The 23,080-nt window shown below is 42.1% G+C and carries 24 protein-coding genes; 20 read left to right on the forward strand and 4 right to left on the reverse strand.

The features are described 5' to 3' along the window. Positions 1–11 precede the first annotated feature (11 nt). Entirely contained in the window at positions 12–632 is a 621-nt protein-coding gene (locus L2703_RS11835; protein WP_248971299.1) for a 3'-5' exonuclease, read from the forward strand. Position 633: 1 nt separating this feature from the next. Here L2703_RS11835 and L2703_RS11840 read toward each other — a convergent pair whose 3' ends face one another. Continuing rightward, complete coding sequence (locus L2703_RS11840; protein ID WP_248971300.1) at positions 634–1,500, reverse strand: LysR substrate-binding domain-containing protein; 867 nt, start codon at positions 1,498–1,500, stop codon at positions 634–636. A gap of 415 nt (positions 1,501–1,915) precedes the next feature. Here L2703_RS11840 and L2703_RS11845 point away from each other — a divergent pair, with 415 nt between their 5' ends. The 19 genes from L2703_RS11845 (at position 1,916) to glmS (ending at position 20,901) form a co-directional block, all read left to right on the forward strand. Continuing rightward, positions 1,916–3,046, forward strand: a complete 1,131-nt coding sequence (locus L2703_RS11845) for an S-(hydroxymethyl)glutathione dehydrogenase/class III alcohol dehydrogenase (RefSeq protein WP_238107395.1) — start codon at positions 1,916–1,918, stop codon at positions 3,044–3,046. A 69-nt stretch (positions 3,047–3,115) separates the two neighbouring features. After that, on the forward strand, positions 3,116–3,961 hold the full coding sequence (gene fghA / locus L2703_RS11850) for an S-formylglutathione hydrolase (protein ID WP_248971301.1): 846 nt from the start codon (positions 3,116–3,118) through the stop codon (positions 3,959–3,961). Positions 3,962–4,172: 211 nt separating this feature from the next. Continuing rightward, positions 4,173–4,622 (forward strand): FMN-binding protein MioC, encoded by a 450-nt coding sequence (gene mioC / locus L2703_RS11855; RefSeq protein ID WP_248971302.1) that lies wholly within the window; start codon positions 4,173–4,175, stop codon positions 4,620–4,622. 461 nt (positions 4,623–5,083) lie between these two features. After that, complete coding sequence (mnmG, locus tag L2703_RS11860; RefSeq protein ID WP_248971303.1) at positions 5,084–6,973, forward strand: tRNA uridine-5-carboxymethylaminomethyl(34) synthesis enzyme MnmG; 1,890 nt, start codon at positions 5,084–5,086, stop codon at positions 6,971–6,973. A 111-nt stretch (positions 6,974–7,084) separates the two neighbouring features. Next, a complete protein-coding gene (gene rsmG / locus L2703_RS11865; RefSeq protein ID WP_248971304.1) occupies positions 7,085–7,705 on the forward strand; it encodes a 16S rRNA (guanine(527)-N(7))-methyltransferase RsmG in 621 nt (206 codons plus the stop codon). Between the two features lie 62 nt (positions 7,706–7,767). Continuing rightward, complete coding sequence (locus tag L2703_RS11870) at positions 7,768–8,556, forward strand: ParA family protein (RefSeq protein ID WP_248971305.1); 789 nt, start codon at positions 7,768–7,770, stop codon at positions 8,554–8,556. A gap of 9 nt (positions 8,557–8,565) precedes the next feature. Next, the gene (locus L2703_RS11875) at positions 8,566–9,450 is read left to right on the forward strand and encodes a ParB/RepB/Spo0J family partition protein (RefSeq protein ID WP_248971306.1); all 885 of its coding nucleotides are present in this window, start codon (positions 8,566–8,568) and stop codon (positions 9,448–9,450) included. Between the two features lie 225 nt (positions 9,451–9,675). Next, positions 9,676–10,059, forward strand: coding sequence for an ATP synthase subunit I (locus L2703_RS11880; RefSeq protein WP_346347549.1), 384 nt, complete (start codon positions 9,676–9,678; stop codon positions 10,057–10,059). A gap of 12 nt (positions 10,060–10,071) precedes the next feature. Then, complete coding sequence (atpB, locus tag L2703_RS11885) at positions 10,072–10,866, forward strand: F0F1 ATP synthase subunit A (RefSeq protein WP_188739954.1); 795 nt, start codon at positions 10,072–10,074, stop codon at positions 10,864–10,866. 65 nt (positions 10,867–10,931) lie between these two features. Continuing rightward, on the forward strand, positions 10,932–11,183 hold the full coding sequence (gene atpE / locus L2703_RS11890; RefSeq protein ID WP_011639455.1) for a F0F1 ATP synthase subunit C: 252 nt from the start codon (positions 10,932–10,934) through the stop codon (positions 11,181–11,183). Between the two features lie 37 nt (positions 11,184–11,220). Next, positions 11,221–11,691 (forward strand): F0F1 ATP synthase subunit B, encoded by a 471-nt coding sequence (gene atpF, locus L2703_RS11895; RefSeq protein WP_248971308.1) that lies wholly within the window; start codon positions 11,221–11,223, stop codon positions 11,689–11,691. A gap of 14 nt (positions 11,692–11,705) precedes the next feature. Beyond that, positions 11,706–12,239 carry a F0F1 ATP synthase subunit delta gene (gene atpH, locus L2703_RS11900; RefSeq protein ID WP_248971309.1) on the forward strand — a complete coding sequence of 178 codons (534 nt, stop codon included), beginning with the start codon at positions 11,706–11,708 and terminating at the stop codon, positions 12,237–12,239. Between the two features lie 14 nt (positions 12,240–12,253). Further along, complete coding sequence (gene atpA, locus L2703_RS11905; protein WP_188739951.1) at positions 12,254–13,795, forward strand: F0F1 ATP synthase subunit alpha; 1,542 nt, start codon at positions 12,254–12,256, stop codon at positions 13,793–13,795. A 53-nt stretch (positions 13,796–13,848) separates the two neighbouring features. Then, complete coding sequence (gene atpG / locus L2703_RS11910) at positions 13,849–14,709, forward strand: F0F1 ATP synthase subunit gamma (RefSeq protein ID WP_248971310.1); 861 nt, start codon at positions 13,849–13,851, stop codon at positions 14,707–14,709. Positions 14,710–14,743: 34 nt separating this feature from the next. Continuing rightward, entirely contained in the window at positions 14,744–16,135 is a 1,392-nt protein-coding gene (atpD, locus tag L2703_RS11915) for a F0F1 ATP synthase subunit beta (protein ID WP_188739949.1), read from the forward strand. A gap of 36 nt (positions 16,136–16,171) precedes the next feature. Then, positions 16,172–16,600, forward strand: coding sequence for a F0F1 ATP synthase subunit epsilon (locus L2703_RS11920; protein ID WP_188739948.1), 429 nt, complete (start codon positions 16,172–16,174; stop codon positions 16,598–16,600). Between the two features lie 147 nt (positions 16,601–16,747). Then, entirely contained in the window at positions 16,748–18,112 is a 1,365-nt protein-coding gene (gene glmU / locus L2703_RS11925; RefSeq protein ID WP_248971311.1) for a bifunctional UDP-N-acetylglucosamine diphosphorylase/glucosamine-1-phosphate N-acetyltransferase GlmU, read from the forward strand. A 159-nt stretch (positions 18,113–18,271) separates the two neighbouring features. After that, positions 18,272–19,042, forward strand: a complete 771-nt coding sequence (locus tag L2703_RS11930; RefSeq protein WP_248971312.1) for a DeoR/GlpR family DNA-binding transcription regulator — start codon at positions 18,272–18,274, stop codon at positions 19,040–19,042. 29 nt (positions 19,043–19,071) lie between these two features. Further along, entirely contained in the window at positions 19,072–20,901 is a 1,830-nt protein-coding gene (gene glmS / locus L2703_RS11935; RefSeq protein ID WP_248971313.1) for a glutamine--fructose-6-phosphate transaminase (isomerizing), read from the forward strand. 108 nt (positions 20,902–21,009) lie between these two features. Here glmS and L2703_RS19095 read toward each other — a convergent pair whose 3' ends face one another. The 3 genes from L2703_RS19095 to L2703_RS11945 all read right to left on the reverse strand — a co-directional run bounded on the left by L2703_RS19095 (position 21,010) and on the right by L2703_RS11945 (position 22,831). Then, positions 21,010–21,192 carry a transposase gene (locus L2703_RS19095; RefSeq protein ID WP_418357819.1) on the reverse strand — a complete coding sequence of 61 codons (183 nt, stop codon included), beginning with the start codon at positions 21,190–21,192 and terminating at the stop codon, positions 21,010–21,012. 128 nt (positions 21,193–21,320) lie between these two features. Next, positions 21,321–21,971 carry a hypothetical protein gene (locus tag L2703_RS11940; RefSeq protein WP_248971314.1) on the reverse strand — a complete coding sequence of 217 codons (651 nt, stop codon included), beginning with the start codon at positions 21,969–21,971 and terminating at the stop codon, positions 21,321–21,323. 2 nt (positions 21,972–21,973) lie between these two features. Then, positions 21,974–22,831, reverse strand: coding sequence for a hypothetical protein (locus L2703_RS11945; RefSeq protein ID WP_248971315.1), 858 nt, complete (start codon positions 22,829–22,831; stop codon positions 21,974–21,976). Positions 22,832–23,080 lie beyond the last annotated feature (249 nt).

Below are 23,080 nucleotides of genomic sequence, written 5' to 3' on the forward strand. Positions count from 1 at the left end.
GGAAAAAACACATGACATTGGCCAATCAAGTTGTGGTACTCGACTTTGAAACCACAGGTTTATCACCCGACAATGGTGACAGAGCCATTGAAATTGGTGCGGTAAAACTGGTTGATGGCCAAATAGTGGACACCTTTCAAGAACTCATAAACCCAGGTAAGCGCGTTAATAGCTTTATTGAACAATACACAGGCATAAGCAACAACATGCTTAAAAATGCCCCTACATCTAAAGTAGTTATGGGGCAATTTGCCAAGTTCATTGATGGATTTAATTTAGTGGCACACAACGCCAGCTTTGATAAAAAATTCTTAGATGCCGAATTTAAGCATAATAAGCTGCACTACACTGGCCAGTTTGCCTGCTCATTATTGTTATCACGCCGAATAAGCCAAGATGCGCCGAATCATCAGCTCGGCACCTTAGTGAATTATCACCAACTGCCTAACGATGGTGTGTTTCACCGCGCCTTAGCCGACGCCACCATGACCAGCCATCTTTGGTTACATCAACTTAGCCTACTACAGCAGCAATTGCCGAAGCATCTGATTACCCTGGATATCATCAATAAAATATCGAGCTTGCCCAAAGCACAAATAAACCGCTACTACCAAACAATGACACACCAATAAGCTAAAGCTCTTGTGATAACTTATCCACTAACAAGCGCACTTTAGGTGACAAATGACGGTTATGTGGGTATAACGCCCAAATCCCTTCTTTGGGTTGTTGATATGGGGCGAGTAACACCACTAATTGCCCAACAGCAATAGCATCGTTAACGTAATAACCGGGCAACTGCACAATCCCCAACCCCTTAATAGCGGCAGATAATAAGCTTAACCCACTACTGCAACTTAACGACCCACTGACTTTAATGGCCTTAGGTTTGCCTTGATCAATAAAATTCCAATGCGAGTGACTGCCAATTAAACAATTATGTTGACTGAGTTCGGATAAAGTATAAGGCGTCCCAAATTGAGCAATATAACTTGGTGCTGCACACACATATTGGCTGCGATTAGTTAAGCGCTTAGCCATCATTGACGAATTAGTTAACCGCCCTAACCTAATGGCTAAATCAAAACCACCTTCAACAAGATCAAGCTGACGGTTGGTTAATTCGCACACCACTTCAATATCGCGATACTGCTGCATAAAATCGATAACAATCGGCATAACAAACTTTTCACCGTAGGTTACCGGTGCGGTCATGCGTATTAAACCTTGAGGTTTATCTTTTAAGCTCGAAATGGCTCGCTCAGCTTCATCAAGACTGTCTAATACCTGGCGACAATGCTGATAATAAACCGAGCCCTCTTCTGTTAACGATACTTTGCGTGTGGTGCGATAAAACAATTTAGTGTTTAAACGGTTTTCAAGTTGGCTTACTTGGCGACTCACTTGCGCCGTCGAAATACTTAAACGTTTACCCGCTGCAGTAAAACTGTCGGTTTCGGCCACGGCAACAAACTCAAAAATCCCTTCCCACTGCATCATTATTACATTCTCGTAAAAGTCATTTACAAAACTAGCTGATTATCATTTGATGATAAACAAATACAATGGATAAATACACTACACACTAGGGCCTGTTGACCTTTGCTGGTTGAATTTTGTTCGAGTTAAAAACGTTTTAATCGAGGCGAATGGATTGAAGCCTAGCCACCTAAGCAAAATCTATTCAACAAAGAGTAAAACGTTTTTAGCCGAACCCTGTGGGCAGCGTTTGTTGGTCATTTTTACTGCGTTATCGACTTTTTATGTAGAATAACTACACTTCAAAGTCTCTGCCGCGCACTTGTATATGAGTAATGGCCAACAATTCGCTGCAAAAACAACCATGAAAGGTCAACAGGCCCTAGTAATGTTGATCATCCATATTTCATGGTGTTTACGTTTAAGGAAGCTATTTATGTCAGCACAATTTATTAAATCAAAAGCCGCCATTGCTTGGGGACCCGGTCAGCCATTATCGGTTGAAGAAGTCGATGTTATGTACCCAAAAGCCGGTGAAGTCATGGTGCGTATCGTGGCGTCAGGTGTATGCCATACAGATGCATTTACCTTGTCGGGCGATGATCCTGAAGGCGTATTTCCAGCAATTCTTGGCCATGAAGGCGGCGGGATTGTTCATATGGTTGGCGAAGGTGTCACCAGCGTAAAAGTGGGCGACCATGTTATTCCACTGTACACAGCTGAATGCGGTGAATGTAAATTCTGTACATCTGGCAAAACCAACCTTTGCAGCGCTGTGCGTGCCACACAAGGTAAAGGCTTAATGCCAGATGGCACGACACGCTTTTTTAAAGATGGCGAGCCTATTTTTCACTATATGGGCTGTTCAACTTTTTCTGAATACACAGTATTACCAGAAATTTCATTAGCTAAAGTAAACCCAACAGCACCACTTGAAGAAGTGTGTTTACTCGGTTGCGGCGTAACAACAGGTATGGGCGCAGTACTAAAAACAGCAAAAGTACAAAAAGGCGATACCGTAGCTATTTTTGGCCTAGGCGGCATTGGTTTATCAGCCATTATTGGCGCAACCATGGCGGGCGCGAGCCGAATTATTGGTGTTGATATAAACGAATCTAAATTTGAACTGGCTAAAAAGTTAGGTGCTACAGACTGCATAAACCCTAAAGAGTTTGATAAACCAATCCAAGATGTGATTGTTGAAATGACCGATGGTGGCGTTGATTTTTCATTTGAATGTATCGGTAACGTTAACGTGATGCGCAGTGCGTTAGAATGCTGCCACAAAGGTTGGGGCGAATCAGTGATTATTGGTGTTGCGGGTGCCGGCCAAGAAATTTCAACCCGTCCATTCCAATTAGTGACCGGACGAGTATGGCGTGGTAGCGCATTTGGTGGCGTTAAAGGGCGCAGTGAATTACCCGGTATTGTCGAGCAATACTTAGCTGGTGAATTTAAATTAGACCACTTTATTACTCACACAATGGGCCTTGAAGGGATTAACGATGCATTTGATTTAATGCATAAAGGCGAAAGTATTCGTAGCGTTATTCACTTTAATAAATAAGCTGATCTTAAAGAGAAAAACAATGCAGTTAATTTTTAATTAGCTGCATTTATTTTATGAGGATCCACCATGACCATTGAAAATATCAGCAACACCAAAGCATTTGGTGGCTGGCATAAACAATATACTCATTTTTCAACAGCACTAAATTGCACAATGCGATTTGCTATTTACTTACCGCCACAAGCTGAACAACAAAATGTACCCGTATTGTATTGGTTATCAGGGCTTACCTGCACTGACGAAAACTTTATGCAAAAAGCAGGTGCACAGCGCATTGCCGCTGAACTAGGTATAGCGATTGTTGCACCAGACACCAGCCCACGTGGTAATAACGTTGCCGACGACAAAGACGGTGCTTATGATTTTGGTTTAGGCGCAGGGTTTTACCTCAATGCCACTAAACCACCTTTTGATCAGCATTATAAAATGTATGATTATGTGGTGTCAGAGTTGCCAGCAATCATTGAAGCGCATTTTCCGGTAACTAACCAACGTAGCATTAGTGGCCATTCAATGGGCGGCCATGGCGCCTTAACAATTGCATTAAAAAATCCAAACCTATTTGCGAGTGTGTCAGCCTTTAGCCCAATTTGTAATCCAATGGATTGCCCTTGGGGAATTAAAGCATTCCGTGGTTATTTGGGCGATGATCAACAGCAATGGCAACAATATGATAGCTGTGAATTAATGCAAAATAGCCAACAATTTGTGCCTGCGCTGGTGGATCAAGGTAGCAATGACAACTTTTTAGATGAGCAATTAAAACCTCACGCATTAGAAAAAGTCGCCCAACAAAAGGGCTATCCTCTCGAGTTACGAATGCAGCCAGGATATGACCATAGCTACTACTTTATAGCGACCTTTATTGAAGAACACCTGCGATTCCATGCAAAATATTTAAAGATCAACTAACACTAATTAGGTGTTAACACTCACTCAAAACGAGCCTTTAGGGCTCGTTTTTTTATCGCTACAAAGTATAAAACGGCCAAATAAACAGGTTATTTAGGCGTAAAAAGTGTAAATAAGCCAACATCGAGCGCAATTGAGCGAGTAAAATAACCGTAAAGCACATTAAAACGGGCTGTTAAACAAGCAGTTTAAGCAACAATTCGGAGTAAAAATGGCAAAAATAGCATTATTAGTGGGTACCACATTGGGAAGTTCAGAATATGTCGCCGATGAAATGGCAGAACAATTAACCCAATTAAACCACCAAACAGAGGTATTTATTGACCCACAATGGGATCAATTAAGCGACTTTTCAGTATGGATCGTCGTTAGTTCTACCCATGGCGCAGGCGATCTACCCGACAACATAGTGCCTTTTTATAAACAATTAATGCTCAATATGCCGGATCTAACATCGGTTCAACATGCATTATGCGCCATTGGCGATTCGAGCTACGACACATTTTGCCAAGGGCCTGAAAAAATAATCGATCTGCTTTTACAGTGTGGATCAACTCCAATTGTGGATAAGATCCAAATTGATGTTCAACAAGATCCCGTACCTGAAGAACCAGCGCTGGCGTGGTTATCGCAATGGCAGCAAAAAATAAACCAGGCATAATTAACGATCTTATTTTGTATAAACCAACAACAACTCACAATTTAGATCTGGTTTATCCACAAATTACTATTTTTAATAATAAGTTTGTGGATAAGCTATTATTTTTAGCGATCATAACTCTGTACTATTCACAACCCGATCTGCTTAAAGATCCCCCTTGTGGATAACTACCCGATCTATCCCCACCTTATATTGAGTTTGATCGCGATCAGATCACAGGTTTAATGAACTGCTACTAACTGATTTTAATAGAAAAATAGAGTTACTAACAGAAAACAACGATCTTAATAGTAAACATAATAAAAAGATCTATATAAAGATTTTAAGATCTATTAAGCAAAGCCATCTTGATCAATCTATGAAAAATGATCATTCACGTTAAGACAAGCAAGTGCTAAAATGTCCTGCTTGAATCATGTTTCAAACAGAATTTAACTTTCTTAGCAATAAAAGGTCGCATAATGCATTTTCATGAACGGTTTGATGTAATTGTCGTTGGTGGTGGTCATGCCGGTACAGAGGCAGCCCTAGCCGCTGCAAGAATGGGATCAAAAACATTATTGTTAACCCATAACATCGACACATTAGGTCAAATGTCTTGTAATCCCGCCATTGGTGGTATTGGTAAAGGACATTTGGTTAAAGAGATCGATGCATTAGGCGGCGCAATGGCTACAGCCACTGATTTTGCCGGTATTCAATTTAGAACGTTAAACTCAAGTAAAGGTCCGGCTGTACGTGCAACTCGTGCTCAAGCCGACCGAGCACTGTATCGTCAAAAGATTCAGCATATTTTACAAAACCAAGCAAACTTACGTATTTTTCAACAAGCAGTTGACGACTTAGTTGTTGAAAATAATAAAGTTATTGGTGTTGTTACTCAAATGGGATTAGCCTTTGAAGCCCCCGCGGTTGTGTTAACGACAGGTACTTTTTTAAGTGGTAAAATCCACATTGGTTTACAAAATTACAGTGGTGGCCGTGCAGGCGATCCGCCAGCAATAGCATTAGCTAATCGTTTACGTGAATTACCTATTCGTGTAGGTCGTTTAAAAACAGGCACCCCGCCACGTATTGATGCCAACACCATTGATTTTTCACAAATGACAGAACAAAAAGGTGATACGCCATTACCTGTTATGTCATTTCTTGGTGATGTGAGTCAGCATCCAAAACAAATTTCATGTTTTATTACTCACACTAATGAAAAAACCCACGATATTATTCGTGGTGGCTTAGACAGAAGCCCTATGTATTCAGGTGTTATCGAAGGTATTGGGCCTCGTTACTGCCCATCAATTGAAGATAAGATCCACCGCTTTGCTGATAAGTCATCGCATCAGATCTTTATCGAGCCAGAAGGGTTAACTACCAATGAGATCTACCCTAATGGTATTTCAACAAGCTTACCTTTTGATGTACAACTTAATTTAGTGCGTTCGATCAAAGGCATGGAAAATGCTGAAATCGTTCGTCCAGGTTACGCTATCGAATATGATTATTTTGATCCACGCGATCTTAAAAATTCATTAGAAACCAAAACCATTGAAGGTTTATTCTTTGCAGGCCAAATTAACGGCACTACTGGCTACGAAGAAGCCGCTGCACAAGGGTTATTAGCGGGTATGAATGCATCACTTCAGGTGCAAGGTAAAGAGACTTGGTGCCCACGCCGCGATGAAGCTTACCTTGGGGTATTAGTTGATGATCTATCAACCCTTGGTACCAAAGAACCCTACCGCATGTTCACCAGCCGTGCCGAGTATCGTTTACTGCTGCGTGAAGACAACGCCGATTTACGCTTAACCGAAAAAGGCCGTGAACTTGGTTTGGTTGACGATAATCGTTGGGAATTATTCAGTAAGAAAAAAGAATCGATCGAGCTGGAATTACAGCGTTTACGTAGCCAATGGGTACACCCTAATTCACCGCTATTAGATGTATTAAACCCTCAATTAAATACACCTATTTCGCGTGAAGCATCATTTGAAGATTTGCTGCGTCGCCCTGAAATGGATTACAGTAAATTAATGCAGTTAGAAGGGTTTGGTCCAGGTCTTGACGATCCACAAGCTGCTGAGCAGGTGCAAATTCAAGTAAAATATTCTGGTTATATACAACGTCAACAAGACGAAATTGATAAAGCCATTCGCCATGAAAATTCACTATTGCCTCTTGATCTTGATTATCAAGAAGTACCAGGACTTTCAAATGAAGTGATCGCTAAACTCAACAATCACAAACCAGAAACCGTAGGACAGGCATCGCGCATATCTGGAATTACTCCGGCAGCGATATCTATTTTGCTAGTTCACTTGAAAAAACGTGGTTTATTGAGAAAAAGCGCCTAAATAGCAATATTTTTTCGACTCAATAACACAAGGGAAGCCATAAGGCTTCCCTTAGTGCTTTTACGGCTTCATAATAACTGCCGTCTGTTCATGCAATTTACGAGGCTTTCTGTGTTATCTGCGCAACTTCAAACCTATTTAGCTGAAATGAAAATATCGGCCACCGAACTACAACAAAAACAATTAGTCGGTTTTGTTGAAATGCTCGCTAAATGGAATAAAGCCTATAACCTCACCTCGGTTCGCGATCCTGAGCAAATGTTAATCCGCCATATTATGGACAGTTTAGCCGTTTCTCCTTATCTTGATGGGCAGCGCTTTATCGATGTGGGGACAGGTCCTGGTTTACCAGGGATCCCATTAGCGATTATGAATCCGGAAAAACAATTTGTATTATTAGACAGCTTAGGCAAACGGATCCGTTTTCAGAAACAGGTACAGTTTGAGTTAAAAATTAATAATATTACTTCAGTAGAAAGTCGGGTTGAAGCGTATCAGCCAGATGATAAATTTGATGGCGTATTAAGCCGAGCGTTTGCTTCGATACAAGATATGCTCAGTTGGTGTCATCATTTGCCAACTGAAAAAGGGATATATTACGCCTTAAAAGGCCAGTTAAACGAACAAGAATTACAGCAAATGCCAGCAGGATTTTCGCTGGTTGAAACCATTGTATTGCATGTACCAAAGCTAGATGAACAGCGACATTTATTAAAAATTGCTAAGCAATAAAGTGCATTTCTTTCGCTAATTAATCTAACCGGACATCAATAATTTAAAGACAGGATGACATTGTGGGTAAAATCATTGCCGTAGCTAACCAAAAAGGTGGCGTAGGAAAAACAACAACTTGCGTAAATTTAGCCGCATCACTTGCCGCCACAAAGCGCAAAGTGTTGTTGATCGATTTAGATCCTCAAGGCAATGCGACCATGGGTAGCGGCGTTGATAAATACGATGTTGAAAATACCGCTTATGAGCTTCTTGTAGAAGAAAAACCCTTTGCTAACATAGTGATCAAAAATACCATAGGTAAGTTTGATTTGATTGCCGGAAATGGCGATGTAACAGCGGCAGAAATTAAATTAATGGAGTTTTTTGCGCGCGAAATCCGCTTACGTAACGCGCTTGCACCGATCAAAGATGACTACGATTATATTTTTATCGACTGCCCTCCTTCTTTGAATATGCTAACGGTCAATGCAATGTCTGCTGCTGATTCTGTTTTAGTACCGATGCAATGTGAATATTATGCATTAGAAGGGCTAACAGCGTTAATCGATACCATTACCAAACTCGGTGCGATGGTCAATCCAACATTAACCATCGAAGGTATATTGCGCACCATGTACGATCCGCGCAATCGCTTATCAAATGACGTATCTGATCAACTAAAACAACATTTTGGTGATAAGGTATACCGTACAGTCATCCCGCGAAATATCCGTTTAGCGGAAGCCCCTAGTTTTGGCGCCCCAGCGATGTACTACGACAAATCGAGTGCCGGAGCCAAAGCTTACTTAGCCCTTGCGGGTGAAATTATTCGTCGTGCAGAGCAACAAACACAACCCAAACAGGCGTAGGATATAAAAATGACGTTAAAAAAACGCGGTTTAGGTAAAGGCCTGGATGCCTTATTAAGCCATAGCAATGCTGCGAGTCGTAAAAGTGAACAACCAGAAGAAACATTACCGTTAACGACAGCTGGTGATTTAATTCATCTTGATCTTGATAAGCTGCAACCTGGCAAGTATCAACCTCGTAAAGATATGTCACCAGAGGCATTAGAAGAACTGGCAGAGTCAATCCGTTCACAAGGTGTTATTCAGCCAATTGTGGTTCGTAAAGTAGCTAACGGTCATTATGAAATTATTGCAGGTGAACGTCGTTGGCGAGCAGCGCAACTTGCTAAACTCGATAAAGTCCCTTGTATCGTTAAGCAGGTGGCCGACGAAGCTGCGGTTGCTATCGCGCTAATTGAGAATATTCAACGTGAAGATCTCAATGCAATGGAAGAAGCGATAGCCTTACAGCGTTTATTAGAAGAATTTGAATTAACTCATCAACAAGTTGCTGATGCGGTTGGTAAATCAAGAGCAAGTGTGTCTAATTTATTGCGCTTAAACAGCCTCAACGAACCTGTTAAACGTTTGTTAGAATATGGTGACATTGACATGGGGCATGCCCGTGCTTTATTGGCAATTGAGGGTGATGAACAGACTAATTTAGCTCGATTAGTCGCATCAAAGGAAATGACTGTTCGAGAAACTGAACGATTAGTTAATAAAGCCTTAAATCCGGCTAAAGTCGCCGAAACACCAGCTAAAGATCATGATGTTAGCCGTTTAGAACAAGAGTTAATTGAAAGACTCGGTGCAAAAGTTGCCATCAACCATGGTACTAAAGGCAAAGGTAAAATTGTAATAAACTACCAAAATCTCGCTGAATTAGACGGTATTTTAAGTAAAATCCGCTAAAAAGCCGACTAAACCATTTTCATCAGTAATTTTGTGACGTAGCGCTAATTTTTACTTTTGTATATTTAGCGCTAATTCACCCATTAAATCGTTGTTTTCCTATCATCAAAGTTGCAAACAAAGCGCGAAAAGGTATACTTTGCAGGCTTTTTGTATCTTAAGGCTAGTTTAATATATTAAATTTAACATTAGGACCGCGAAAGGCATTAATGCGGAGATATGAAGTTGGGTAATGTTTTAGCGCGTCGTGGTAGGTTAGCAGCCTATAAATTAGTGCTGGTACAAGCGATAGTCGCGGGTATTATTTCAATACTATTTTTCGTAATGTGGGGAGCACAATATGGTCAGTCTGCATTAGCAGGCGCGACAATAGCTGTACTTCCTAATTTTGTATTCGCAACCCTAGCTTTCTCACATAGTGGGGCAAGCTCAGCAGCAAAAGTGGTTAAAAGCTTTTACTGGGGGGAAGCGATAAAGATGCTGTTGACCATTGCATTGTTTACGTTAGTGTTTATTAACATGAAAGTTGGATTTATGCCGCTTTTCACGTGTTACTCACTTGCGTTAGTAGTGCACTGGATAGCACCTTTATATTTCAAGCAAAGTTAAGTGGGATGAATCATGGCTGCAACTGGTGAAGCGTTAACACCGCAGGGCTATATCCAACATCACCTTACCAACTTAAGTGTTGGTGAAGGGTTTTGGACGTGGCACATTGATTCGTTGCTCTTTTCGGTTGGGCTTGGTGTGTTGTTCTTATGGCTGTTTTACAGTGCTGGCAAAAAAGCGACGACAGGCGTTCCTGGCAAATTTCAATGTTTTGTCGAGATGATTGTTGAGTTTGTTGATAGTAGTGTGAAAGAAACCTTTCACGGCCGCAATCCTGTTATTGCGCCTTTAGCTCTGACTATTTTTGTGTGGATTTTCATGATGAACTTCATGGATATGATCCCTGTAGATTGGTTGCCTTGGGCAGCAAGTCTTGCAGGCGTGCCATACCTTAAAGTAGTTCCGACTACAGACGTTAACATTACTTTTAGCTTAGCTATTGGTGTGTTTGTGCTGATTATTTATTACAGCATTAAAGTCAAAGGTGTTTCAGGTTTTGTTAAAGAACTAACATTTCAGCCTTTTAACCATTGGGCAATGATACCCGTCAACTTATTATTAGAAACAGTAACCTTAGTAGCAAAGCCTATCTCATTGGCTCTACGACTATTTGGTAACTTGTATGCTGGTGAGTTGATTTTTATCCTTATTGCATTGATGTATGGTTCTAACGTGGCGTTATCTGCTCTAGGTGTAGGATTACAACTAGGTTGGTTAATTTTCCATATTTTAGTTATTACTTTACAAGCATTTATCTTTATGATGTTGACCATTGTTTATTTAAGCATGGCGCATGAAGATCACTAAGGGTAACCGAAAATTTTTTTGACCTAAATCATTAATAACAACGATTTAGAATATTGGAGATAGATATGGAAACTGTATTAGGAATGACGGCTATTGCTGTTGCTCTACTTATTGGTATGGGTGCATTAGGAACAGCTATCGGTTTCGGCCTTTTAGGTGGAAAGTTTTTGGAAGGTGCAGCTCGTCAGCCAGAAATGGCGCCTATGTTACAAGTTAAAATGTTCATCGTAGCGGGTCTACTAGATGCCGTAACTATGATTGGTGTAGGTATTGCGCTATTTATGCTATTTACTAACCCATTGGGTGCAATGCTTTAATTAACGCTTCTGTCTTTAATCTAACTAGGAGGCTGTTGTGAATTTCAACGCTACCCTATTCGGTCAGACGGTTGCCTTTATTCTCTTCGTGTGGTTTTGCATGAAGTTTGTATGGCCTCCGTTGATGAATGCCATCGAAGAACGCCAGAAGAAAATTGCTGATGGTCTGGCAGATGCCGGCCGTGCAGCAAAAGATCTAGAGTTAGCGCAAATTAAAGCTACTGAGCAACTAAAAGAAGCAAAAGTAACTGCCAACGAGATCATTGAGCAAGCTAACAAGCGTAAAGCTCAAATCGTTGAAGAAGCTAAAGCTGAAGCACAAATTGAGCGTGCTAAAATCATCGCTCAAGGTAATGCAGAAATTGAAAACGAACGTAATCGCGTAAAAGATGACTTGCGTAAGCAAGTTGCTACTCTAGCCGTTATCGGCGCAGAGAAGATTCTTGAGCGTTCGATTGACCCAGCCGCCCACAGTGACATTGTTAATAAACTTGTTGCTGAAATTTGATAAGGAGTTGAGTTATGGCTGAATTAACCACCATCGCTCGCCCTTACGCAAAGGCAGCTTTTGATTTTGCTGTTGAACACAAAGCAGTTGATAGCTGGACAGAAATGTTAGCTTTCGCCTCATTGGTAAGTGAAAACGATTCAATGAAACCACTGCTTAACGGTACTCTCGCGAGTACAGAGCTTGCCTCACTGTTTATTAAAATTTGCGGTGAGCAAGTCAACGAGCAAGGTCAGAACCTGATAAAGGTAATGGCTGAAAACGGTCGTTTAGGGATACTGCCAACAGTATCGCTACTTTTTGCTGAATACCGTAATGAGTGGGCAAAAGAAGTTGAGGCCGAAGTGGTTTCTGCTACTGAGCTAAGCTCTGAGCAACAGCAGCAAATTAGTGTTTCTCTAGAGAAACGTCTCGCACGCAAAGTTAAGCTGAATTGCAGCATCGACGCATCGCTTATTGGCGGTGTGATTATTAAATCAGGCGACCTAGTCATTGATGGCTCGGTAAGCGGTAAATTATCGCGTTTGTCTGATAAGCTGCAGTCGTAATTGGGAGTTTGAGCATGCAACTGAATTCCACTGAAATCAGCGATCTGATTAAGCAGCGGATCGAGCAGTTCGACGTCGTTAGTGAAGCTCGCAACGAAGGTACTATCGTTGCAGTAAGTGACGGCATCATTCGCATTAACGGCCTTGCCGATGTAATGCAAGGTGAAATGATCGAACTGCCTGGTGGCCGTTTTGCAATCGCGTTGAACTTAGAACGTGATTCTGTAGGCGCCGTAGTAATGGGCCCTTATGCTAATTTAGCAGAAGGTGCAAAAGTAAGAACCACTGGTCGTATTCTTGAAGTACCAGTGGGTCGTGGACTACTTGGTCGTGTTGTTAACACCCTTGGTGAGCCAATCGACGGTAAAGGACCTATCGACAACGATGGTTTCTCACCTGTTGAAGTGATTGCCCCTGGTGTTATTGAGCGTAAATCAGTAGATCAACCAATCCAAACTGGTTATAAAGCTGTTGATGCCATGATCCCAATTGGTCGTGGTCAACGTGAATTGATCATTGGTGACCGTCAGACTGGTAAAACAGCGATGGCTATCGATGCAATTATCAACCAGAAAGATTCAGGTATTAAATGTGTTTATGTTGCCGTTGGTCAGAAAGCTTCTACCATCGCTAACGTAGTACGTAAACTTGAAGAACATGGCGCACTAGCTAACACTATCGTTGTTGTTGCATCAGCTTCTGAAGCTGCAGCACTGCAATTCTTAGCACCATATTCTGGTTGTTCAATGGGTGAATACTTCCGTGACCGCGGTGAAGATTCTTTAATCGTATATGATGATTTGTCTAAGCAAGCTGTTGCTTACCGTCAAATTTCATTGCTATTGAAGCGTCCACCAGGACGTGAAGCATACCCAGGTGACGTATTCTATCTACACTCGCGTTTATTAGAGCGTGCATCACGCGTAAACGTGAACTATGTAGAAAAGTTCACAAACGGTGCAGTAAAAGGTCAAACCGGTTCGTTAACCGCGTTACCTATTATTGAAACCCAAGCTGGTGACGTATCAGCGTTCGTACCGACCAACGTAATTTCTATTACAGATGGTCAGATCTTCCTTGAGACTGACTTGTTTAACTCGGGCTTACGTCCAGCAGTTAACCCAGGTATTTCTGTTTCTCGTGTTGGTGGTGCAGCGCAGACTAAGATCATCAAGAAACTGTCTGGCGGTATCCGTACTGCACTTGCACAGTATCGAGAGCTTGCAGCGTTCTCACAGTTTGCATCTGATTTAGATGATGCAACACGTGCTCAACTTGAGCATGGTGAGCGTGTAACCGAACTAATGAAGCAAAAGCAATATGCTCCTATGAGCGTTGCAGCCCAAGCTGTGTCAATTTTCGCAGCTGAAAAAGGCTACCTAAAAGGTGTTGCTTTAAATGAAATCGGTCGCTTCGAAGCCGCTCTGCTTTCATACATGAACAGTCAACATGCTGAGCTAATCAAAACCATCAATGCTACTGGCGATTATAACGCTGATATCGAAGGTGAGTTGAAAGCAGGCATGGACAAGTTCATTGAAACCCAAACCTGGTAATAATGAACAAGAGGTGTCATTAGGCACCTCAGGTCCCAGATTGGAGAGTAGAGATGGCCGGCGCTAAAGAGATTAAAACCAAGATCGCGAGTGTTAAAAACACTCAGAAGATCACTTCAGCTATGGAAATGGTTGCAGCCAGCAAAATGCGTAAAGCGCAAGAACGCATGGCAGCGAGCCGTCCATATGCAGAAAATATGCGTAAGGTGATCGGTCACGTAGCGCAAGGTACTCTCGAGTATAAACACCCCTATTTAGAGGTGAGAGATGCCAAGCGGGTTGGTTACATTGTTGTAGCAACCGACCGTGGCCTTTGTGGTGGTTTGAACGTCAACCTGTTTAAAAAGGTTGTGTCAGACGTGAAGAAATGGAAAGAGCAAGGTGCTGAAATCGACTTTTGTCCAATCGGTGCTCGTTCGGTTCAATTCTTCAAAAGCTTTGGTGGTAATGTGACTGCCCATGCAGCTGGTTTAGGCGATTCGCCAAAACTTGCTGACTTGATTGGCACGGTTCGTGTCATGTTAAAAGCTTACAACGAAGGTAAACTGGATCGTCTGTACATTGTGTTTAACAAGTTTGTTAATACAATGGCCCAGACTCCTGTGATCGAACAGCTGCTACCTTTACCTAAGTCAGATGAAGAAGTAGCGAGTTACCCTTGGGATTATATATACGAGCCAGATCCAAAAGAAATTTTGGATATGCTGTTAACTCGTTATGTTGAGTCACAAGTGTATCAAGGTGTTGTTGAGAATCTTGCTTCTGAACAGGCTGCCCGAATGGTAGCGATGAAAGCAGCAACAGACAACGCTGGCGAAATGATCGATGATCTGCAATTAGTCTATAACAAAGCCCGTCAGGCTGCGATTACGCAAGAACTGTCGGAAATTGTTTCGGGCGCTGCAGCGGTTTAGGTTAGGTAACGAATTCAAGTTTAGAGGATTAATCATGAGCACAGGTACTGTTGTCCAAGTAATTGGCGCGGTTGTGGACGTCGAGTTTCCACAAGATTCTGTACCTCGGGTATATGACGCTCTGAAGATCACAGGTGAAGGCGCCTGTAATGGTTTGGTGCTGGAAGTTCAGCAGCAACTAGGTGGTGGTGTTGTTCGTACCATCGCTATGGGTTCTTCTGATGGTCTGCGTCGTGGTCTAGAGGTAGCAAACTCAGGTTCACCAATTTCTGTTCCGGTTGGGGTCAAGACCCTTGGCCGTATCATGAACGTATTAGGTGAGCCGATTGATGAAGCGGGCGAAATCGGTGAAGAAGAGCGTTATGAAATTCACCGTGCTGCACCTTCATACGAAGATCAATCAAACACAACTGAGCTTTTAGAGACAGGTATTAAGGTTATCGACCTAGTATGTCCTTTCGCTAAGGGTGGTAAAGTTGGTCTGTTCGGTGGTGCTGGTGTTGGTAAAACAGTTAACATGATGGAACTGATTAACAACATCGCTAAAGCTCACTCAGGTCTTTCTGTTTTCGCTGGTGTAGGTGAGCGTACTCGTGAGGGTAACGACTTCTACTACGAGATGGAAGATTCTGGCGTATTAGACAAAGTAGCCATGGTATATGGTCAGATGAACGAGCCTCCAGGAAACCGTTTACGCGTAGCGTTAACCGGTTTGACTATGGCTGAAAAGTTCCGTGACGAAGGTCGTGACGTACTGTTGTTCGTTGACAACATTTACCGTTATACCCTAGCCGGTACTGAAGTATCTGCACTATTAGGTCGTATGCCTTCTGCGGTAGGTTATCAGCCAACGCTAGCTGAAGAAATGGGTGTTCTACAAGAACGTATTACTTCAACTAAGACTGGTTCGATTACTTCTGTACAAGCAGTATATGTACCTGCGGACGACTTAACTGACCCGTCACCAGCGACAACCTTCGCTCACTTAGATGCGACAGTTGTATTGTCTCGTCAAATTGCTTCATTGGGTATTTACCCAGCCGTTGACCCGTTGGACTCGACTTCACGTCAGTTAGATCCACAGGTTGTTGGTCAAGAGCATTATGATGTTGCAAACGGTGTACAAACTGTATTACAGCGTTATAAAGAGCTGAAAGACATTATTGCTATTTTGGGTATGGATGAATTGTCAGATGATGACAAAACAACCGTATTCCGTGCACGTAAGATTGAGCGTTTCTTATCTCAACCTTTCTTCGTAGCAGAAGTGTTTACTGGTTCTCCAGGTAAGTACGTTTCTCTAAAAGACACCATCCGTGGCTTTAAGGGTATCTTGGACGGTGAATTCGATCACATTCCAGAGCAAGCGTTCTACATGGTTGGCTCAATCGATGAAGCTATCGAGAAAGCGAACAAAAAGAAATAACTAGGCCGTAAAGCTTAGTTCTTTAAGGAGAACTTGATGGCAGCCAAAACAGTCCAACTTGATATTGTTAGTGCAGAAGACAGCATCTACCACGGCGAAGTGAGCTTTTTTGAAGTGAACGGCGCTGAGGGTGAGTTAGGTATTATGCCTAACCACGTTGCTTTACTAACAAAAATCAAGCCTGGTATGGCGCGCTTTATCAAGCAAGATGGTAGTGAAGAAGTGTTGTACCTTTCTGGTGGTTTACTAGAAGTGCAACCTACTGCAATCTCAGTACTTGCTGATGTAGCATTACGTGCCGATGATATTGATGAGAAAGCCGCTTTAGAAGCGAAAGAACGTGCTGAGCAAGCAATTGCTAATGCTGGCGCCGACTTCAACTACGAAGCAGCAGCTATCGAATTGGCCAAGTCTTTGGCTCAATTGAAAGTAGTTGAAACCATCAAGAAAAATATCACCAGATAATCTGATTATTTGACGCAATAAAAGGCGACTCATTATGGGTCGCCTTTTTTATTGCTATTTTACCCGGTTGTCAGCTTTTCCATTTACCACGAGATTAAGCTAAAATAGCGCCAATTAGAATTTACGTTGTTTGAAGGGATCAATTTTATGTCGTTAAATGTTGTTATCTTAGCTGCAGGCAAAGGAACTCGCATGCGCTCAGATTTACCCAAGGTGCTGCATCCCATCGCCCATAAAAGCATGGTTCAGCATGTTATTGATACCGCGAATTCGTTAGGCGCACAGGGTATTCAATTAGTGTATGGTTACGGTGCTGAAAAATTACAGGCAACCTTAGGTGAGCAAGCGCTTAATTGGGTGTTGCAAGCTGAGCAGCTAGGTACTGGCCATGCTGTAGCACAGGCCAATCCTAACATTAACGACGACGATACCGTATTGATCCTTTACGGTGATGTACCGCTTATTCAACAATCTACACTCGAAAACTTGCTCGCCGCACGTGAAAAAAATGGCCTGGCGATTTTAACTGTTAATCTTGCTAACCCAACAGGTTACGGTCGTATCGTAAGAGAGTTTGGCAAAGTAGTGGGGATTGTGGAGCAAAAAGATGCTAATGCGGACCAGTTAAAAATTACCGAAGTTAACACAGGTATTATGGCGGTCCCCGGTAAGCAATTAAAAGCATGGTTAAATCGGTTATCAAACAACAATGCTCAAGGCGAATACTATTTAACTGACATTATTGCCATGGCACATGCTGATGGTGTCGCGATAACCACATCACAACCTCAGTCTGCAATTGAGGTAGAAGGTGCCAATAACCGTGTGCAACTAGCACAGTTAGAGCGAGCATACCAAGCCCGCGCCGCTGAAAAACTTATGTTAGAAGGTGCTAATTTACGTGATCCTGCTCGTATTGATATTCGCGGTGAAGTGAGCGTGGGTATGGATGTGATGATTGACGTTAATGTTATATTACAAGGTAAAGTAGTATTAGGTAATAATGTCACGATTGGCGCAGGTGCTATTCTGATTAACTGTGAAATAGCCGATAACGCAGAAATTAAGCCATACACTATTGTAGAAGGCGCAAAACTTGGCCAAGCAGCAAGTGCGGGACCTTTTGCCCGTTTACGTCCAGGGGCTGAATTAAAACAAGACGCCCATATCGGTAATTTTGTTGAAATCAAAAAATCAGTATTAGGTGTAGGCTCTAAAGCGGGTCACTTAAGTTACTTAGGCGATGCTGTCATTGGCTCAGGGGTCAATATTGGCGCAGGTACTATTACCTGTAACTACGACGGGGCTAACAAGTTTATTACCACCATTGAAGACGGTGTGTTTGTTGGCAGTGACACGCAATTAGTTGCGCCAGTCACTATTGGCAAAAATGCAACCTTAGGTGCTGGATCTACTATCACTAAAGATGTTGCACAAGATGAACTTGTTATCACTCGTGTAAAACAGCGTCATATCACTGGCTGGCAACGTCCAGTAAAAATAACCAAGTAATACAATAAACAGTACTTGCAATATCCCCTAAAACCTCTGCTTACCACAGAGGTTTTTTTGTACTTTTATTTCAAATTTCGCGATTAAAAACTAGAAAAAGTTTCATTTACTGTTAAAATATCTTTCGTTTCGAAACTTATATGAAAGATTTTTAATCAAATGACTAAACGTAATACCCAGCAACGTCGCCATTCGATCATTAAATTGGTTAACGAGCAAGGTGAAGTCAGTGTTGATGAATTGGCCAATATGTTCGCGACATCTGAAGTCACAATCCGAAAAGATTTAGCCATGTTAGAAACCCATGGCTTATTGTTACGCCGCTTTGGTGGGGCAGTTCCTGTACCACAAGAAATGACACAACTAGCCAACGAAACTTTGTCGCTTAATAAACAGGCGATTGCTGCAAAAGCAGCTGAGCTTATTCGTGATCATAATCGGATTATTATTGACAGCGGCAGTACCACCTCGGGGATTGTGCAGCAGCTTAACGATAAGCGTGGCCTCGTGGTGATGACTAATTCGTTGCAATTAGCCAATGCCATACACGAGCTTGAAAATGAACCCACATTATTGATGACCGGTGGCACCTGGGACCCACATTCAGAGTCTTTTCAAGGGCAGGTGGCAGAGCAGGTATTACGCTCTTATAACTTTGACCAATTATTTATCGGTGCAGACGGCATCGATCTTGAACGGGGAACCACCACGTTTAATGAGCTTACAGGCCTCAGTAAAGTGATGGCCGAAATGTCGCGTGAAGTTGTGGTGTTACTTGAGTCAACCAAAATAGGCCGGCGCATTCCCAACTTAGAACTGCCGTGGGATGTCATAAATGTAATGGTAACCGACGACAACATTAGCTCACAAGCCGTAGAAACTATTTCAGCACATGGTGTAAAAGTCATACTTGCGCCATATGCCAACTAACTTAAATTGATACAGTAAAGGAAAATAACATGTGTGGAATCGTAGGCGCTGTTGCGCAAAGGGATGTTGCAGAAATTTTAGTAGAAGGCCTGCGTCGCCTTGAATACCGTGGCTATGATTCTGCAGGTGTTGCAGTGATTAACCAAGGTGAATTAAGCCGCACTCGCCGTTTAGGTAAAGTACAAGAATTATCTTCAGCCTTAGATGCAGCGCCACTTGCTGGTGGTACCGGTATTGCTCACACTCGTTGGGCGACACACGGAGAACCAAGTGAACGTAATGCTCACCCACATTTATCTGAGGGTGACATCGCGGTTGTACATAACGGCATTATTGAAAACCATAATAAACTTCGAGAAATGCTTAAAGGTTTAGGTTATGTGTTCTCATCAGATACCGACACCGAAGTCATTTGTCATCTAGTGCATCATGAGCTTAAAACAACGGGTAATTTATTGGCAGCTGTTCAAGCAACAGTTAAACAACTTGAAGGTGCTTACGGTACTGTCGTTATCGACCGTCGTGACAGTGAGCGTATGGTTGTGGCTCGCAGTGGTAGCCCATTAGTGATTGGTTTTGGTCTTGGTGAAAACTTTGTAGCTTCAGATCAATTAGCATTATTGCCAGTAACCCGCTCATTTGCCTTTTTAGAAGAAGGTGATGTAGCCGAAGTGACGCGCCGTGAAGTCAATATTTTTGACGTAACAGGAAGCCCAGTTAAGCGCGAAATTAAAGAGTCTGAAGTGACCCATGACGCGGGTGATAAAGGCGAATATCGTCATTACATGCTTAAAGAAATTTACGAGCAGCCAACCGCCATCACCCATACTTTAGAGGGGCGTATTGCCGGCGGTAAAGTATTAGATTCAGCTTTTGGTGAAAATGCCGCAGAGTTTTTAAAAGACATTAAACACGTGCAAATTATTGCCTGTGGTACCAGCTATCATGCAGGTATGGCAGCGCGTTACTGGCTAGAAGACTGGGCTGGCGTATCGTGTAACGTAGAAATTGCATCTGAGTTCCGTTATCGCAAATCGCATTTATTCCCAAATAGCTTATTAGTGACCATTTCACAATCGGGCGAAACTGCTGACACATTAGCGGCAATGCGCTTAGCAAAACAGATGGGCTACAAAGCCACACTCACTATTTGTAACTCACAAGGTTCATCATTAGTGCGTGAATCTGACATGGCTTACATGATGAAAGCCGGTGCAGAAATTGGCGTAGCTTCAACCAAAGCCTTTACCGTGCAACTTGCAGGTTTGTTAATGTTGACCACAGTTATTGGTCGTTACAATGGCATGTCTAGCGAAATGGAGGCGGCGATTACCCAAAGCTTACTGTCAATGCCCGCTAAGGTTGAGCAAGCTCTAGGGTTAGACGATGCGATTGCTGAATTAGCAGAAGACTTTGCCGACAAGCACCACGCACTATTTTTAGGTCGTGGCGATCAATATCCAATCGCAATGGAAGGCGCACTTAAACTTAAAGAGATTTCGTATATTCACGCCGAAGCTTATGCATCAGGTGAATTAAAACACGGCCCATTAGCACTGATTGATGCTGATATGCCTGTGATTGTGGTTGCACCAAACAACGAACTGCTTGAAAAGCTAAAATCAAACGTTGAAGAAGTGCGCGCCCGTGGCGGTTTAATGTACGTATTTGCCGACAAAGACGCTGAATTTGAGTCAGACGACACCATGAAGGTTATCCCAGTACCACATTGCGATGAATTCATGGCACCACTGATTTACACCATCCCATTGCAGTTACTGTCATACCACGTGGCATTAATTAAAGGCACGGATGTGGATCAGCCACGTAACCTAGCAAAATCGGTGACGGTTGAGTAGGGAGTATGTGTAAGCTTTCCTGTTTGTGTGTTGAAAAAATAGTTTGACCTAAATTCATATAATTAAGCCTCCAGTTAATATCTATTATTGGAGGCTTTTTATGCGCGCTCAAAGAGCATCAGAACGATTACTATCAGCCAAACCCGCACCTGCTTTTAAATACTTATTTTGCCAAGAATACAAAGTCGATAAGTTGATATTTTCTCGCTTTGTGAATTGACTTAATGATAAGCCACTTTCAAGGAGCTTTCTAATGACAACTTGCTTGTGCTCTTCTGGGTAGTGCTTCACTCATAACTAACTTACCGCTCCCTGTTTTATTTTGATGAAAAACTTAGGCGACAACTATCCTGACACAGGGGGAAATAGCCGGTGCTTCTACTTTATAAAATTCGTTATTTAGAACAGCCATACATCACCTAAGCAGGTTCAGTTGAAAAATATTTAGCACGCGCAACAGTGACATCAATAAACTCTTGCGCCCTTGATACTAATACATCAACCGCACCGTCTTCCATTACGTCGGCTAGTGGAACCTCAAACGAGCTGTAATAAGCCTCACTATCAAAATTTTGCATTGGGTTGGGATCTTGTGTCGCTGGGAAATTAGGACACGTATTCCACATACCATAATGCCAGTTTTTCTCACTATCTTTATATGGAGCATAAATACTTATTTTTAGTGTACTTTTAGCTTCATCAACACTGGTGGAAAGACTTAGTGCATTTGGTTCCGATCCATTATTCGAATTCGACATCACAGCAGAGTCAGAATTAACTAAAAATTCAACCAGATATTCACCCACTCTCACTTTGTTATTATCTTCAACGTGTTTGAATACATAGTAAGTTGATAAAGCAGGCAACATATCCCAACCCCAGCGTTCGAATGGGCTTGTTGTCAGTTGCGCTGGGCGAGTAAACTCTTTAGGTGACCAGGTGTAAAAATCAACATTTAAGCCTTTCGCAATTTGCGCTAATGTTGGTAACAAGCGTTGGTAATACGCAGCTAATAATCGACTAGCGCTGCGGACCTGAATAAAAAGATCATCAGTTTCTGAATTTGGCATATTTAATCCTTTAAAATATTTTTAAAATAAGATGGTACGGAATGTAACTCAATCGTTTTAAGTGAGTGTGCCCAAAGGCTTTTCATCGTAAAAGGCTGGGGCTCACCAGCTACTAGCTCAACAAAATTACCTTCTAAAACATCATGATGCAGTGACAAATTATACAATGAGTGAGACTTCAGCTCTGCCCACTTAAAGGGTGATATCTGCAATCCATATAAACTTAACCCCTCCAACATATCAAACAGAATAAATCGATCTTGCTTTGACAAATTAAGGTTAAAACCTGCGCTCTCTTCATTGATTAACTCAACAAGTTGCTCGGTCACAACCGACCATTCTAAAGCAGCAATACTTTTTAAACTCTCAAACTTATCTAATAATGGCTTAGCCCATTTACTGGCATCTGCTGGTTTAATTCGTCCAATGGCTAAAAAGTATAAATCCTTACCCTGCCCTTGTTCTGACTGAATAAAAGACTCTATTTCTCTCTGCCACTGCACTAAGTATTGATCACCACCAGTAGGAGGTTTTACCTCGACGATAATATTACATAAATCAAAATGAAAAATTGAGTCAGGCTCAACTTGATTTGAAAGTGAAGCTTGATGAAGGGAGAAGCGTGGCCAATAAGTGATGCCTTTAAACTCACCAAAAACATCAGTGGGCTTGCCATGGTGTGACTTAAACCAATGACCTAGTAAACAGGCTTGCACTGCATCAGATAAATACGCAAAACGCTCAAACACGGTCGAAGTAAGTAAATCTTCACGTGCTTTAAAAAGGCTAGACCAGCTCACTGATTCATCAGTGTTTTGTTCAATGCGCCCAGCTTTGCCATGCAATATCGCTTTTAGCACTAATTAGTCCCTTAATTTCATATCCTTAAACCTAGCAGTGATATTACACCAACTTAGGATTCGAAGTTGTTAAATATCAACTCGCTAATTAAAATTTTTTAAACGAAATTAATAAGACACCCAAGATTGTTGGCTTGAGCCGTTTAAAAGCGTCTAACAGTGCGTTTGGGAATATTACATTCAAATATTATGCTGTCGGGAACTTACGCAATCGGACAATTACTGGCGGTAATTCATTAGGCGGTTCGC

Origin of the sequence: Shewanella basaltis (genome assembly GCF_023283885.1) — a bacterium.
Lineage (GTDB): Bacteria > Pseudomonadota > Gammaproteobacteria > Enterobacterales > Shewanellaceae > Shewanella > Shewanella basaltis.